The sequence below is a fragment of the Burkholderia ambifaria AMMD genome (assembly GCF_000203915.1).
Taxonomy (GTDB): Bacteria; Pseudomonadota; Gammaproteobacteria; order Burkholderiales; family Burkholderiaceae; genus Burkholderia; species Burkholderia ambifaria.
The window spans coordinates 2,541,009-2,554,959 of sequence record NC_008391.1; the positions used below are offsets into that span (position 1 = coordinate 2,541,009).

11 protein-coding genes are annotated in these 13,951 nt (G+C 66.6%); 6 read left to right on the plus strand and 5 right to left on the minus strand.

What is annotated here, in order from left to right; translation table 11 throughout:
* The first annotated feature begins 5 nt into the window (after positions 1-5).
* The 5 genes from BAMB_RS27300 to glmS all read left to right on the plus strand — a co-directional run bounded on the left by BAMB_RS27300 (position 6) and on the right by glmS (position 7,422).
* Entirely contained in the window at positions 6-1,070 is a 1,065-nt protein-coding gene (locus BAMB_RS27300; protein WP_041491605.1) for a YaiO family outer membrane beta-barrel protein, read from the plus strand.
* Positions 1,071-1,084: 14 nt separating this feature from the next.
* Positions 1,085-1,840 carry a hypothetical protein gene (locus BAMB_RS27305; protein ID WP_011660392.1) on the plus strand — a complete coding sequence of 252 codons (756 nt, stop codon included), beginning with the start codon at positions 1,085-1,087 and terminating at the stop codon, positions 1,838-1,840.
* A gap of 352 nt (positions 1,841-2,192) precedes the next feature.
* Positions 2,193-4,361 (plus strand): polysaccharide deacetylase family protein, encoded by a 2,169-nt coding sequence (locus BAMB_RS27310; protein ID WP_011660393.1) that lies wholly within the window; start codon positions 2,193-2,195, stop codon positions 4,359-4,361.
* Between the two features lie 91 nt (positions 4,362-4,452).
* Positions 4,453-5,541 (plus strand): hypothetical protein, encoded by a 1,089-nt coding sequence (locus BAMB_RS27315; RefSeq protein WP_011660394.1) that lies wholly within the window; start codon positions 4,453-4,455, stop codon positions 5,539-5,541.
* Between the two features lie 63 nt (positions 5,542-5,604).
* Entirely contained in the window at positions 5,605-7,422 is a 1,818-nt protein-coding gene (gene glmS, locus BAMB_RS27320; RefSeq protein WP_011660395.1) for a glutamine--fructose-6-phosphate transaminase (isomerizing), read from the plus strand.
* A 101-nt stretch (positions 7,423-7,523) separates the two neighbouring features.
* On the opposite strand, the gene BAMB_RS27325 is transcribed toward glmS, so the two are convergent.
* Entirely contained in the window at positions 7,524-8,501 is a 978-nt protein-coding gene (locus BAMB_RS27325; RefSeq protein ID WP_011660396.1) for a hypothetical protein, read from the minus strand.
* A gap of 319 nt (positions 8,502-8,820) precedes the next feature.
* Here BAMB_RS27325 and BAMB_RS27330 point away from each other — a divergent pair, with 319 nt between their 5' ends.
* Positions 8,821-9,231, plus strand: coding sequence for a TIGR02594 family protein (locus tag BAMB_RS27330; protein ID WP_041491737.1), 411 nt, complete (start codon positions 8,821-8,823; stop codon positions 9,229-9,231).
* Positions 9,232-9,294: 63 nt separating this feature from the next.
* On the opposite strand, the gene BAMB_RS27335 is transcribed toward BAMB_RS27330, so the two are convergent.
* From BAMB_RS27335 to BAMB_RS27350, 4 genes are all read right to left on the minus strand, one after another.
* Positions 9,295-10,749, minus strand: a complete 1,455-nt coding sequence (locus BAMB_RS27335) for an efflux transporter outer membrane subunit (protein WP_011660398.1) — start codon at positions 10,747-10,749, stop codon at positions 9,295-9,297.
* A 16-nt stretch (positions 10,750-10,765) separates the two neighbouring features.
* Positions 10,766-12,340: a DHA2 family efflux MFS transporter permease subunit gene (locus BAMB_RS27340; RefSeq protein ID WP_011660399.1), complete on the minus strand. Its 1,575-nt coding sequence runs from the start codon at positions 12,338-12,340 to the stop codon at positions 10,766-10,768.
* Between the two features lie 13 nt (positions 12,341-12,353).
* A complete protein-coding gene (locus BAMB_RS27345; RefSeq protein ID WP_011660400.1) occupies positions 12,354-13,445 on the minus strand; it encodes an HlyD family secretion protein in 1,092 nt (363 codons plus the stop codon).
* A 64-nt stretch (positions 13,446-13,509) separates the two neighbouring features.
* Positions 13,510-13,941 carry a MarR family winged helix-turn-helix transcriptional regulator gene (locus BAMB_RS27350; RefSeq protein ID WP_011660401.1) on the minus strand — a complete coding sequence of 144 codons (432 nt, stop codon included), beginning with the start codon at positions 13,939-13,941 and terminating at the stop codon, positions 13,510-13,512.
* Positions 13,942-13,951 lie beyond the last annotated feature (10 nt).

Genomic DNA, 13,951 nt, shown 5'->3' on the forward strand with positions numbered 1-13,951 from the left:
TTCTCATGTCCGATCGTTTCCGTCGTCGCGGCGCGCGCGCGCCGGTCGCCGCCCTGGCGGTGCTGTACGGCGTCGCCGTCGGCCCGCTGCCGGCGCTCGCGGCGCAGCCGGATGATGCCGGCGCGCCGCCGCCCGCGCAGTCGCCAGACGTTGCCGTGCCCGTTGCCGCACCCGTTGCCGCGCCTGTCTCCGTGCCCGTCGCCTCGCCCGTCATCGTGCCGCGCACGCTCGACGCTCCCGTGTTCGTGCGCGTGACGCCCGAAGGCTTGCCGGATGGCATGTCGCTCGCCGAATTCACGCCCGAGGATACGAATCGGCCGCCGTTGCCCGACGCCGTGATCGCGCACGTGCAGGCGCCGAGCGAATCGCATGCCGAAATGTCGCTCGGCGTGTCCAGCGCGCACCTGACGCACGGCTATGGCAACTGGTACGGCGTGCATGTGCGCGGCATCTATCAGGACGGCGGCCGCACGATACTCGGCGAGCTGGCGCAACTGCACCGTTTCGGCGAGAACACGCAGCTCGGCTCGCTGACGTACGTGCAGGACATGGGACCGAACTGGTTCGGCGGCATCGGCTTTGCCGGCACCACGTCCGGGACGATCCTGCCGAGCATGCGCGTCGACCTGTCGATCAACCGCAAGCTGCTGCCGGACCGTTCGCTGATCGTGTCGCTGGGCGCCGGCTATGCACGCAACCGCAGCGGCCACAAGGATCAGCTGTATCACGCCGGCGTGATCTGGTACGCGCTGCCGAAGTGGATCTTCGAGGCGGGCGCGAACTATACGGTCGATTCGCCCGGGTCGGTGAAGGCGCCCCAGTACTACGGCGCCGTCACCTACGGCGAAGTCGGCAAGAGCGTGATCGTGCTGCGCGGCGGGTTCGGCCGCGAGGCGTATCAGATCACCGGTTCCGGCTCGCAGATCGCGGATTTCCGCAGTCACGAGCTTTCCGCGAAGTGGCGCTACTGGTTCACGCGCAAGTGGGGTACCCAACTCGAATTCGACTACTACCATAACCCCTACTATTCACGGATCGGCGGCGAGCTGAGCGTGTTCTATCGTTGGTAGCGGGACCGGGCGCCATGCAGACGCATCCCGTCCGTCCTTCTGTCGACCGGTCGCTGCGGATCCACCCGCACCCGCAGCGCTGGCTGACGTCGATCGTGCTGCTGACACCCACGCTCTATGCGTTGCTGTGGCTCGGCCTGCCGATGGCGTGGCGCTACTGGCGCGCGGTCCTCGCCTGGGGCGCGCACGAGCTCGATCCGGCGCTGCACGTGATCGCGCTCGGCTATCCGCCCGACGCGCCGCGCGTGGCGCTGCTGTCGATCGATCTCGCCGCGCGGATGCCGAGCGCAACGCAGCTGGCCGTGACCGCCGCGATTTGCGCGATCGGCTTCGGCGCGTCGTTTTTCCGGCGCGCGAAGTGGCTGCCCGTTGCATATCTGTTACGTATCGCGAGCTTTTCGCAGCTGCTGATCTGCGCGTATTTCTGGCTGGCGCCGGGCGCGTTTCCGTACGTGCCGATGCTGCATCTGCGCGACATGTTCGTGCTGCACGGCGCGGCGATCGCGGTGATTCCGCTGGTGATGGCGGCGCTTTACTATCCGCTCGACTTCTCGCTGCTGCAAAAGATCGTCGCATCGGTGCTCGTCGTCGGCTATTTCGTGTTCGCGCTGCCGTTCGTGATGCTGCTGCACGCGGTCATCATCCATCACGGCTCGCTGCTGTTCCTGCCGTTCTGTTATTTCCTGCTCGGCGGCCCGCTGCTGATCGGCCTGCTGGTCACGCTCTACACCTACTGCGCGAGCTGGCCCGGCTCGCTGACGAATCCTTAGATGGTTCGCGCGGAGATCGCGCGCAAACGCCGCCGTATCAGTGATGAAACGATTCGGCCTCGTTTTCGGCCGGCCCGCCGGGAGCCCGGCGCACGAAGCGAGCGCGACCGGGGCTCTGGCGCCAATGGCACGTTGTTCGCTTCTTTTCCTTCGTCGCATCGATTCGTTTTCCACGGAAAAGACGGCGCGGCAAGCCGGGGCGGATTCACCGGTCCGGCTGCCGATGGCAGATGCCGTTCGATGCTCGACGAACCGGGCAGCCCCACACATCCACCGGGCAAGGTTGGTTGACCTGACGGCACGCGCAGCGCTGCCGCCGCGCGCCACTCATTCCTGAAGCGAGGAGCACACCATGTTGGCAAAGTCAGGCAAGTTCTTGCGGATTCTGTTTGCGTTGTTCGCGCTCGCGATCGCATTCAGTCCGGGCGTCGTCCGGGCGGCGACCAACCAGCTGCTGCTGCTGGTGCCCGACACGCTGACACTGCCGGATCCGCGCGTGTCCGCGTGGCTCGATACCGCGCAGGAAGAAGGGCTGCAGATCAAGGTAATGACCGACAGCCAGTTCATGGCCGCCGGCTCGACGCTGTCGCAGTATCCGGGCCTGATCCTGCCGGACCAGATTCATACGACGGCCGCCGACACGCTCGTGACGGCAATCCAGAACTATGCGCTCAATGGCGGCAAGGTGATGCTCGTCTACGATTTCGGCGTACTGAACTCGGCAGGCTTCTATGTGAGCCCGAAATCGCGCTTCAGCAGCATGGCCGGCGTCGACTACGTGCTGTATGACCAATACGGCGGCAACATGATCGGCCTCGGCAACGTGACCGGCATGAGCAGCTGGCTGCGCACGCTGCAGGTGCCTCCGGGCAAGTCGATGGCCTGGACGACGACTGCGTCGGGCACGACCGCCAGCCCCGCGACGTCGTTCGCGTCGACGAGCAGCTCCGGCACGTCGTCGACTTCGGCATCGACGTCGAAGTCGACGTCCACGTCCGGCAGCGCGCTGTTCCTGCTCGCAAGCCCGTCGAACCCGGGCGGCCTCGCGAATTACAACCACGGCGCGTGGTTCCAGTACTCGACGCCGCCCGCAGGCAGCGGCGTGCTGAGCCAGTCCCTGCCGAAGATCACGGGCGCCGTGACCGGCAAGCTGAAGAAGACCACTTCGTATAGCGCCGGCTCGCTGCTGAGCACCGCGACGGGCACGACGGCCAGCACGCTGGCATCCACGTTGGCGACCACCACCGACACGCTCGAAGGGATCTCCGGCTACGTGTACGGCTTCCTGACCTATCCGAGCTTCGTCACGCAAGGCACGTACACCGGCACCACGATCCTGACCTCGCCCACCTTCGGGCTGGTATCGGGCTACAACACCTACGGCAACGGCGGCGTGCTGTTCGTCAACCTGCCGCTGGCCTACCTCGACGGCCAGACCGACGGGATGCTGATCCACGGCTACCTGCATTATTTCGGCATGAAGCTGCTGAACCTGCCGTCGCTGTCGCCGCTGCCGAAGGCTCAAGCCGGGCTCGTGTTCAACTGGCACTTCTGCGCAGGCGACCAGATCCAGCCGGCGCTTTACCTGAAGAGCCTCGGTGTGTGGAACAACGGGCCGTTCTCGCTCGTGGTGACGGCCGGCCCCGACGAAGCAGCCTTCGGCGACGGAGGCGGCATCAATCTCGCCAACAATCCGTCCGCGCAGAATCTCCTCAAGTACTTCCTGCTCAAGGGGCATCGCGTCGGCAGTCACGGCGGCTGGATCCACGACTACTGGGGCGCGAATGCAAGCGAAACGAACGCGAGCACGTTCACGCAGTACCTGGTGATGAACCATCAGGCCGTGCAGGCCGTGACCGCTCAGCCGGACGTCGAATACGCGGCGCCGGAAGGCAACACGCCGACCTGGTCGGTGAACTGGCTCGAAAGCAACGGTTTCAACGGGTACTACTTCACCGGCCACACCGGCTCGGCGCCGACCCGCGCATATCGCAACGGCGCGATGCTGAACCCGGGCCTGTGGGCTTATCCGGTGATGCCGTTCGGCAAGTACGCGACGTTCGAGGAGTTCCAGCAGTTTGCGGTGCCGACGAGCGACGTGAACAACTGGTACGCGTCGCTGATGAACTTCGTCGTCGCGAACCGCACGAGCCGGCTGATCTATGCGCACCCGCTCGGCGCATCGTCGTACACGTCCACGCTGTCCGCGATCTTCTCGCAGGCCAACACGCTGAAGCTGAGCGGGCAGTTCAGGTGGTACACGATGACCGACATCACGGTGTTCGACCGCGCACGCCTGAACGTCACGTGGTCGGCCACCGACACGGGCACCGGCTGGGCCTTCTCGGCCAGCCACCCGACGAGCCTCGCGAACATGACGTGGTTGCTGCCGAAGGCCAGCTTCGGGACGCCGATCATCACGCAAGGCATCGGCACCATCGGCATCACCGACTCGACGTACTGGCTCGTGACCGCGACCAGCGGCACCAGCCTCAAGTTCAGCAGCGTCAAGCTGCACTGAGTCACACCGTCGACCTGTTCGCCGGACGCGACGCGGCCAACGCCGCGTTCGGCGACGAATGCGCAGGACTACCGCGCAGGAGCCCCACATCATGAACTGGCCCGCGCTTTTCCCCGCCGCACGCACGTGCGTGGCGGCCACCGTCAGGCTGTGCCATGCGTGGCGCGTTGCCTGCTGCGTCGCCGCGTGCTGCTCCGTGCTGCACGCGGGCGCCGCCGAACTCCAGCTCAACGGGCTGTATCAACGTCCGGACGGCGCGATCACCGTGCGCCTGAACGGGGCAGGCATCGATCCTTATTTTGCGGCGAAGGCGCTGCTTGCCGCGGCCGATACGCGGATGGACGCCCGTCAGTCGGCACTCGCGTGGATCGCATGGCTGTTGCCGCGCCAGCGCCCGGACGGCGGCTTCGACCGCTATTGCGTGAAGGACGGCCTGACGAACCGGTGCGCGGAAGCCGACGCGGACGACGCGATGATGGCGACCTGGATCGAGCTGCTCGCGCGCTTTGCGCCGCCCGACGGGATGCCGGCCGCGTGGGAGCTCAGCCTGAACCGCGCGGGCGCGCATCTCGACGCGCTGCTCGACAAGCCGACCGGTGTCTATCAGATCTCGTCGTCGCTGCATGTCGCGCTGCTGATGGACAACGTCGAGGTGCACAGCGCATTCCAGGCGTTCGCCGCGTATTACATGCGCCGCGGCGACGCCGCGCGCGCGGCGCCGTGGAGCCAGCGCGCCGACCGGCTGTCGTCGGCGATCGTGAAGGTGTTCTGGCGCGGCACGCAATCCGGCTTTCGCGCGAGCACGCAGAAGATCAGTGACGCGAGCTTCTATCCGGCGAAAGTCGCGCAGATTTTCCCGATCCTGTCGGGCATCCAGGTGCCGGACCAGTCGAACGACCGGATCTATGCGCAGTGGATGCAGAAGTACGGCAAGACCTGGATGCAACTCGCCGGCTCCGATTTTCCGTGGGGGCTGATCGCGCTGGTCGCATACAAGATGAACGACTGGAACACCGTCGCCTGCTGGTATGCCCGCTCGGGCCCGTATCGTCACGGCCCGCACTGGAATGTACTGGAGGAGGCACTGTACCTGGCATTCGAAAACAGGATGACCGATCCGCTCGCGCCCGCCAAATGCGGGTTCACGACGGCGGAGGTCACGGTGACCGGATCGCGCTGAGTGATACAACGGCGCACGGTTCGGCCCGCGGTTCATGAACGGACAAAGGGAAGGAGACGTGTCATGTGTGGCATCGTCGGCGCGGTCGCGCAACGGAACATCGTTCCGATTCTGATCGAAGGTTTGCGCCGCCTCGAATATCGAGGCTACGATTCATGCGGCGTGGCGACCGTCGTCGATGGCCATGCGCGCCGCGAGCGCAGCGTGTCGCGCGTCGCGGATCTCGACGCGCACGTGCGCAGCGCCGGGCTGTCCGGCACCACCGGCATCGCGCACACGCGCTGGGCGACGCACGGCGCGCCCGCCACCTGCAACGCGCATCCGATCTTCTCGCGCGACGAAATCGCGCTCGTGCACAACGGCATCATCGAGAATCACGAAACGTTGCGCAGGCAACTGTCTGACGAGCACTACGAATTCGACGGCCAGACCGACACCGAGGTCGTCGCCCATCTGATCCACAGCAAGTATCGCGGCGACCTGCTCGCCGCCGTGCGCGATGCGACGTCGCAGCTGCACGGCGCATATGCGATCGCGGTATTCAGCAAGCACGAGCCGCAGCGGCTGATCGGCGCGCGTGTCGGCTCGCCGCTCGTCGTCGGCCTGAAGGATGACGAATGTTTTCTCGCGTCCGACGCGCTCGCGCTCGCCGGCATCACCGATCGCTTCATCTTTCTCGAGGAAGGCGACATCGTCGAGCTGACGCCGGGCGGCGTGCGAATTCTCGAGCGCGGCGGCACGCCGGTCGAACGCCCGATCCAGACCGTCTCGTCGACGCAGGGCGTGGTCGAGCTCGGGCCGTACCGGCATTTCATGCAGAAGGAAATCTTCGAGCAACCGCAGGCCGTGGCCGCGACCATTCCCGATGCGGGGCTGTTCGATCCGGCGGCATTCGGCCCGGATGCCGCGCGGGCGTTCGAGCAGATCGACAACGTGCTGATTCTCGCGTGCGGCACGAGCTACTATTCCGGCCTGACTGCGCGCCGCTGGCTCGAGACGATCGCGCGCCTGCCCGCGCAGGTCGAGATCGCGAGCGAATACCGTTACAGCGACGCGCTCGCGCTGCCGAATACGCTGGTGGTCAGCGTGTCGCAATCGGGCGAGACCGCCGACACGCTTGCCGCGCTCAAGTACACGCAGGCGCTCGGCCATGTCGACACGCTCGCGATCTGCAACGTGCCGACCAGCGCGATGGTGCGTCAGACCAGCCTGCGGTTCCTGACGCGCGCCGGCCCGGAAATCGGCGTCGCGTCGACCAAGGCGTTCACGACGCAGCTCGTCGCGCTGTTCATTCTCGCGGTGACGCTCGGCCGGCTGCGCGGCTATGTCGACGATGCGCAGCTCGCCCGCTATGCGACGCAACTGCGACGGCTGCCGGACGCGCTCGAGGACGTGCTCGGGCTGGAGCCGCAGATCGAGCGCTGGGCGGTGGAGTTCTCGCGGCACGAGAATGCGCTGTTTCTGGGGCGCGGGCTGCATTACCCGATCGCGCTAGAAGGGGCGCTGAAGCTCAAGGAGATTTCGTATATCCACGCGGAAGCGTATCCGGCCGGCGAGCTGAAGCACGGGCCGCTCGCGCTCGTCACGCACGCGATGCCGGTCGCGACGATCGCGCCGAACGACGCGCTGCTCGAGAAGCTCAAGTCGAACATGCAGGAGGTGCGGGCGCGCGGCGGGCAGCTTTACGTGTTCGCCGATGCCGATACGCGGATCGACAACGGCGAAGGCGTGTCGGTGCTGAGGATGCCGGATTACTACGGGCTGCTGTCGCCGATCCTGCACGTCGTGCCGCTGCAATTGCTCGCCTATCACGCGGCGTGCCTGCGCGGCGCGGATATCGACAAGCCGAGGAATCTCGCGAAATCGGTGACGGTTGAGTGACGGGAAGGGGCTCGACGCGGCTGCTTCGGCGCGATGCGGAGCGGCCTCGGAATGGGGGCGGTGGGCAAACCGACGCGAATCGTGCACGGCCGCCCGGTCCGTTACGATTTCGCGTCGTCGGCTGGAGCGTCGTCGTCGATGCGGAACACGATCGGATCGCGCGGATAGTGCTTGATATCCGGCGATAAAGCGTACCTGCCCTCGGCCCAGTAATACGCGAAGGAAACGATCAGGATCGCCACCGAAAAGGGCAGCGACATGCGCTCCCATGCCCAGAAGGCGAGAAGCCCGAGCGCGCCGATAATCGAAAAAGCGATCATCGCTGGGCGTCGCGCTGTTGCGAGCGGCTGCCAGGTTTCCGGGTGAATCCCCGCGGCGATGAACGCCCTCGGATTGAAACGCAGCCCCTGATGCGCGAGGCCGCACAGCAGCGCGACAACCAGTTCGTGATGATTCTTGAAGCGAACGCAGCGGATGGCACTGTCGGCGTCGTAATCCACGAGACTCGTGCGCAGCGTGAATCGCGTCGCCGGTTCGCGCTTGGCACCGCGTCGCCAGAACTGGAAACTCGCCGGCCTCATGGCCACTCGGGATGCCGTGTCGTATTCGACGTCGCAGCGCAGGTCCTGGCTGGGTACGACTTCATGCCATTCGATGTGACGTTCCTGCTGCAGGGCCGCCGCATTCGAGCGCTTGCCGATCCCATATCGGAAGCCGGTTGCATCGACATGAAACCAGCCGCCCGTATTCCGCATGGCCCGAATGACGACGACCACCGCCCACGCGAGGCAGCCCAATATGCCGAGCCACAAAACGAATCCAATGAAGCCGCCTCGCGCGAAAGACGCATCCCCGAAGGGCGCGGTGAGCAGCCCGACGAACATCGTGCCGAAAAACAGCAGCAAGCCGATATTGACCAGATAGGTATTGAACAGGTCGGGAATCCCTTCACACGACGGAATTTGCCGAAGATGCGCCGGTAGCGTAATGACGCGCGGGTTTGCGCCGGTGCCCTGTCTTGATGGGTTCGACGTGTCGGCGATGCCGGACGACAAGGTGCCGTCTGAGCGGGTAGTCATGGCGCGTGGCTCTTTTCCGGACGAGGGGTTCTGGAGTTCGACGAATGATCAGATGGTAGTCGATCTCGCGGAACGGCTCGCATCCAGCATCCGGAATTCGCACGAATGCGAAAGGCGAAAAAATCCGGCCCATTGTTCGCGCCTGTGTCGGAAATCGAGTAGACGATGGTGGTCGGATATCGCGGGCTGCTCACGAAGCGGTGCACTCACAACGCCGCCATTCGTGCGAACATTAACCCTCCATCCGACAACCAAACCCGAGACCGTCGTGATCCGATCGAATCCCGAAGGCAATCCGCAATCCGGTCATCCGCCGTGGATGTCCGTCGCGCTGGCCGAGCTGGGCATCCGCCGTTTCCCGTCCGGCAGCATCAATCCGCGCATCGTCGAATACAACAACCACACGAATCTCGTCGGCTACGACGACAAGATTTCGTGGTGCTCGTCGTTCGTCAACTGGTGCATGACGCATGCCGGCATCCGCGGCACGGGGTCGGCGCTCGCGCGTTCGTGGCTCGAGTGGGGGCGGCCGCTGACGCGCCCGGTGTACGGCTGCATCGCGATCCTGACGCGCGACGATCCCGCGAGCTGGAAAGGCCACGTCGGGTTCTATCTGCGTCATGACGACGAGCACGTGCATCTGTTCGGCGGCAATCAGCTGGACGAGGTGCGCGAACTCGCGTATCCGCTGAGCGAGGTGATCGGCTACCGGTGGCCCGACGCCGGCTGATCGCGCGGCTGCCCGGCGCCCCGTGCATGCACGGGCGACGAATGCGTTGCCGGGTGGCCGCGGTCAGTCCTTCGCGACCGTGGCCGCAGCGGCCACCGCTTGCGTGTCCGTCCCGCCCGCCGCATCGTTCCTGCTCCATCCACCGCCAAGCGACCGATACAACGCAACCGCGGCCAGCGCATGCTCGCGCCTCACCTGATTGAGCGCATCCGAGTCCCGCAGATAGACCTCCTGCGCGGACAGCACATCCAGAAAATCCGTCGCGCCGCCCTTGTAGAGCTGATTCGCCAGCCCGAGCGCCTTGTCCGACGCCGCGAGCGCACTGTCGAGCCGCCGTGCCGCTTCATCGCTGCTGACGAGGTTCGCGCGCGCATCCTCGACTTCCCGCAGCGCCTGCAGCATCGTCTGCCGCAAACCGAGTTCCGACTCGCGCATCCGGCTTTCGCTCTGCGTGATGTCGGCCGTGATCCGCCCCGCGTTGAAGATCGGGCTGGTCGCGCTCAACGCCGCGCTGAACAGGTTGTCGGTCAGCGTCGGCAAGCCGAGGTACGACGCGGCAAGAATCCCGTCCGCCAGATTCAGCGAGAACTTCGGATAGCGCTCGGCCTTCGCGACACCGACCTGCGCCGCGCGCCGTTCGACCTGCGCGTAAGCGGTGAGCACGTCAGGCCGTCGCAGCAGCGCCTGCGAAGGCAGCGTGGTGGGCGACCCGGCGGGCGGCGCGGGAATCGCGCCGGCCTGCGCGAGCACGAGCCGGTCGACCGATTCGGGCGTGCGGCCCGAATACACGGCGATCAGGTTGAGCTGATGCGCGATCTGCGCCTGCGTCGGCGGAATCCGCGCTTCGAGCGCATCGAGTTGGTTCTGCGCGCGCGTGACGTCGAGTTCGGTCGACAGCCCGAACGCCTGGCGCTTGCGCGTGAGCTCGAGCGCATGCCGACGGATCGCCGCGTTGTCCTGCAGGATCTTCAGTTCCTGCTGCGCCCAGCGCAGGTCGACGTACGCGGACGCCGCATCGGCCGCGAGCGCGAGCCGCATCGCGTCTTCCGCATGCCGTTGTCCGACTAGCTCGGCCTGGGCGGCCAGCAGGTCGAGCCGTTCCCCGCCGAACACGTCCGGCGACCAGCTCAGCGCGAGCCCGATGCCGGCCTGCCGCACGTAGCCGAGCGGCGGCGGCGTGTTCTGGCGCGCGTCGGACGCCCGCGCGGTCGCGTCGAGTTCGGGCAGCAGCGCCGCGCGCTTCTGCACGGTCAGCGCCTGCGCCTGCTTCACGCGCTCGGTGGCGGCCTGCAGATCGAGGTTGCCGTCGAGCACGGTCGCGATCAGCCGGTCGAGCACGGGATCGTGGAAGCGCGCCCACCACGCGGCGGCGTCGATGTCCGCGCGCGGCACGTCGGTGTCCCACGCGGCGGGCGCGAGCGATTGAACGGAATCGTGCAGCGCGGGATGCTGCGCGGGCTGCACCGCGCAGCCGGCGGCGAACGCGCTGACGGCCAGCGCGACGAGTAGCTTTTTCATGACGGTGACCTCGGCTTCAGTGCGCGTCCGGCGGCGGCGCGTTCAGGGTAATGGGACGGGAAAACGCGACGGCGATCAGCGCGACGATGAAGCACAGCGACAGCGCGTAGTACGCATCCGCGTAGGTGAGCGTCAGCGCTTCGCGATAGATCAGGCGATGCAGGTTCGCGAGGCCGGCCTGGGCGGTATCCAGCGTGTTGCCGGCCACCGAGGTCCAGTACGCGGCCTGGCGATCGAGCAGCGACGCGATCTGCGGCTCGCCGGCGCTCACGTGCTCGTTCAGCCGCAGGTAGTGAAAGTTCAGCCGGTCGTTGAGCATCGTCGCGCTCACCGCGATGCCGATCGCGCCGCCCAGGTTGCGCATCAGGTTGAACAGGCCGCTCGCCGATTTCAGCCGCGACTGCGGCAGCGAGCCCAGCGCCATCGTCACGATCGGCGGCACGCTGAACTGCTGGCCGATGCCGCGCAATGCCTGCGGCAGCAGCAGTTCGCGCCAGCCCCAGTCGTGCGTGATCGGCGTGTACAGGTAGCAGCCGAGGCCGAAGCAGATAAGCCCGAACACGAGCAGCGCGCGCATGCTGAAGTAGCGCGCGGCGAACGCATACGCGCAGAGCGCGAGCAGCTGGAACGCGCCGACCGACAGCAGCGCGATGCCGATCTGCAGCGAACTGAACGCGCGCACCTGCGACAGGAACAGCGGCGTGAGGAATACCGTCACGAAGATGCCGATGCCCGTCACGAACGACAGCAGGCTGCCGATCCCGAAGTTGCGCACGGCGAGCGCGCGCAGGTCGACGACCGGATCGTCCGCGGTCAGCGCGTGCACGATGAACAGGAAGCCGCAGATGGCGGAGATCCACGCGCAGATCACGATCGCGTCGTCGCTGAACCAGTTCTTGCGCGGGCCTTCCTCCAGCACGTATTCGAGGCAGCCGAGGAAGCCCGACATCAGCGCGATGCCGAGATAGTCGCCGCGCTTGAGGAGGCTCGGGTCGGGTTCGTCGATATGCACGTAGCGCGGCACCAGCACGGCCACGGCGATGCCCGGCACCAGGTTCAGGTAGAACAGCCAGTGCCAGGACCATTGATCGGTGATCCAGCCGCCGATCACCGGCCCGATCGCCGGCGCGAGCGACGCGAGCGCGCCGATCGTCGTCGATGCGATCAGCCGCTGCCTGCCCGGGAACAGCACGAACGCGGTCGTGAACACGGTCGGGATCATCGCGGCGCCGAGCGCGCCCTGCAGCCCGCGGAACAGGATCATCGAGTTGATGTCCCACGCGAGCCCGCACAGCATGCTCGTGATCGTGAAGCCGACCGCCGACGCGACGAACAGCCAGCGCGTCGACATCACCTTCGACAGCCAGCCCGACATCGGGATCACGATGATCTCGGCAATCAGGTAGGCCGTCTGCACCCACGACAGCTCGTCCTGGCTGGCGGACAGGCCGCCGCCGATGTCACGCAGCGACGACGCGACGATCTGGATGTCGAGCGTCGCCATGAAGAAGCCGACGCACATCAGCGCGAACGCGAAGACGCGCTGCTTCGTCGGTTGCGACGCGGGGTCGCCGGAAAACGCGGTGGTCATGGTCGGCTCCCGGTCAGTTCGCGTGGTCGGTGTGCACCGTGACGGCCGCGGACAGGCCGGGGCGCAGCACGTGCTCGAGGCCCGGCTGCGGATCGAGATGCACGCGCACCGGCACGCGCTGGACGATCTTCGTGAAGTTGCCGGTCGCGTTCTCGGGCGGCAGCACGCTGAAGGTCGCGCCGGTCGCGGGCGCGAGGCTGTCGACGCGGCCGTGCAGGCGCGTGCTCGACGCATCGAGCGTGACGTCGACGCGATCGCCCGCGCGCATCTTGCGCAGCTGGTCTTCCTTGAAGTTCGCGTCGATCCACAGCCCCGACGCGGGCACGACCGTCAGCAGCGGCACGCCGACATTCGCGAGCATCCCGACGCGGCTCGTACGGTTGCCGACGTAGCCGTCGACCGGCGAGCGGATCGTCGTGTATTCGACGTTCAGCGCCGCGACGCGTTGCGCGGCGAGCGCCGTGTTCACGCGGGCCCGCGCATCGGCGAGTTGCGCGCCGAGCACGTCGAGCTGCCGCTTCGACGCGAGCAGCGCGGCGTCGCTGCGGGCGACGGCCGCGTCCGCCTTCGAATAGTCGGCATCCGCGCGCTCGACGATCTGGTTCGACACCGCATCGGATTTGACGAGCTCGCGGTAGCGCACGCGGTCGGACGACGCACGCGTGAGCTCGGCCGATGACGCATTGCGGTCCGCCGCATGCTGGCCGATCACCGCGTATTGCAGCTGCTGCTTCGCTTCGAGTTCCGTCACCGCGGAGCGCGCGCTGTCGACTTCCGCGGCGGCCTGCGCGAGCTTCGCATCGTAGTCGCGCGCATCGAGCTGCACGAGCACGTCGCCGGCCTTCACGCGCTGGTTGTCGGTCACGAGGATCTTGTCGACGAAGCCGTTCACCTTCGGCGCGAGCACGGTGACGTCGCCGCCGACATATGCGTCGTCGGTGCTTTCCTGGAAGCGCAGCACGAACAGCCAGTCGAGCGCGGCCGCAGCCACGACGACCACCACGGCGCCCACCGCGATGCGCATCCACGGCACGCGGCGCTGCTGCTTCGCGGGCGGGTCGATTGTGGCTGCTTCGCGGGAAGCAGCGGCTTGGGTCGTTTCCATCGAGTCACCTATGTATATGCACTTATCAAAACGATCGACGACGTCGCATCGATCGGGAAAGAGGCTAGCGCTCCGGCAGGTTGTGCGTAATCCGAAACAATTCGTCTCTGAGGCGGGCCGCCTGGGCCGACCCGAACCGCTGCTCGAACGCTTGCTGCGCGGCGAGCCAGTGCACATGCGCGTCGGCGATCCTGGCTTCGCCGTGCTCGGTCAGCGCGAACGTCTGGCGGCGGCAACGCGGCTCCATCCGGCCCGTGACGAGCGCCGCGCCGATCAGCGGCTTGAGCGCGCGCAGGAGCGCCGTGCGCTCGATCACCAGCACCGCCGACAGCGTCGCCATCGTCAGGCCCGGGCGCTCCCGCAGCAGCGCGAGAATGCTGTACTGCGACGGCGTGACGCCCGCCCGCGACAGATAGCGTTCGTAGAACTGCGAGATACGCCGCGCGGCCTGCCGGATCGCGAAGCAATCGTCATCGGTGAGGGTGGTCGTGTGCATGTGCACATAT

Excerpts from the sequence above, each read along its gene's own strand:
- BAMB_RS27300 (WP_041491605.1), top strand. The coding sequence starts at position 6 with ATGTCCGATCGTTTCCGTCGTCGCGGCGCGCGCGCGCCGGTCGCCGCC.
- BAMB_RS27305 (WP_011660392.1), top strand. The coding sequence starts at position 1,085 with ATGCAGACGCATCCCGTCCGTCCTTCTGTCGACCGGTCGCTGCGGATC.
- BAMB_RS27310 (WP_011660393.1), top strand. The coding sequence starts at position 2,193 with ATGTTGGCAAAGTCAGGCAAGTTCTTGCGGATTCTGTTTGCGTTGTTC.
- BAMB_RS27315 (WP_011660394.1), top strand. The coding sequence starts at position 4,453 with ATGAACTGGCCCGCGCTTTTCCCCGCCGCACGCACGTGCGTGGCGGCC.
- glmS (WP_011660395.1), top strand. The coding sequence starts at position 5,605 with ATGTGTGGCATCGTCGGCGCGGTCGCGCAACGGAACATCGTTCCGATT.
- BAMB_RS27325 (WP_011660396.1), bottom strand. The coding sequence starts at position 8,501 with ATGACTACCCGCTCAGACGGCACCTTGTCGTCCGGCATCGCCGACACG.
- BAMB_RS27330 (WP_041491737.1), top strand. The coding sequence starts at position 8,821 with ATGTCCGTCGCGCTGGCCGAGCTGGGCATCCGCCGTTTCCCGTCCGGC.
- BAMB_RS27335 (WP_011660398.1), bottom strand. The coding sequence starts at position 10,749 with ATGAAAAAGCTACTCGTCGCGCTGGCCGTCAGCGCGTTCGCCGCCGGC.
- BAMB_RS27340 (WP_011660399.1), bottom strand. The coding sequence starts at position 12,340 with ATGACCACCGCGTTTTCCGGCGACCCCGCGTCGCAACCGACGAAGCAG.
- BAMB_RS27345 (WP_011660400.1), bottom strand. The coding sequence starts at position 13,445 with ATGGAAACGACCCAAGCCGCTGCTTCCCGCGAAGCAGCCACAATCGAC.
- BAMB_RS27350 (WP_011660401.1), bottom strand. The coding sequence starts at position 13,941 with ATGCACACGACCACCCTCACCGATGACGATTGCTTCGCGATCCGGCAG.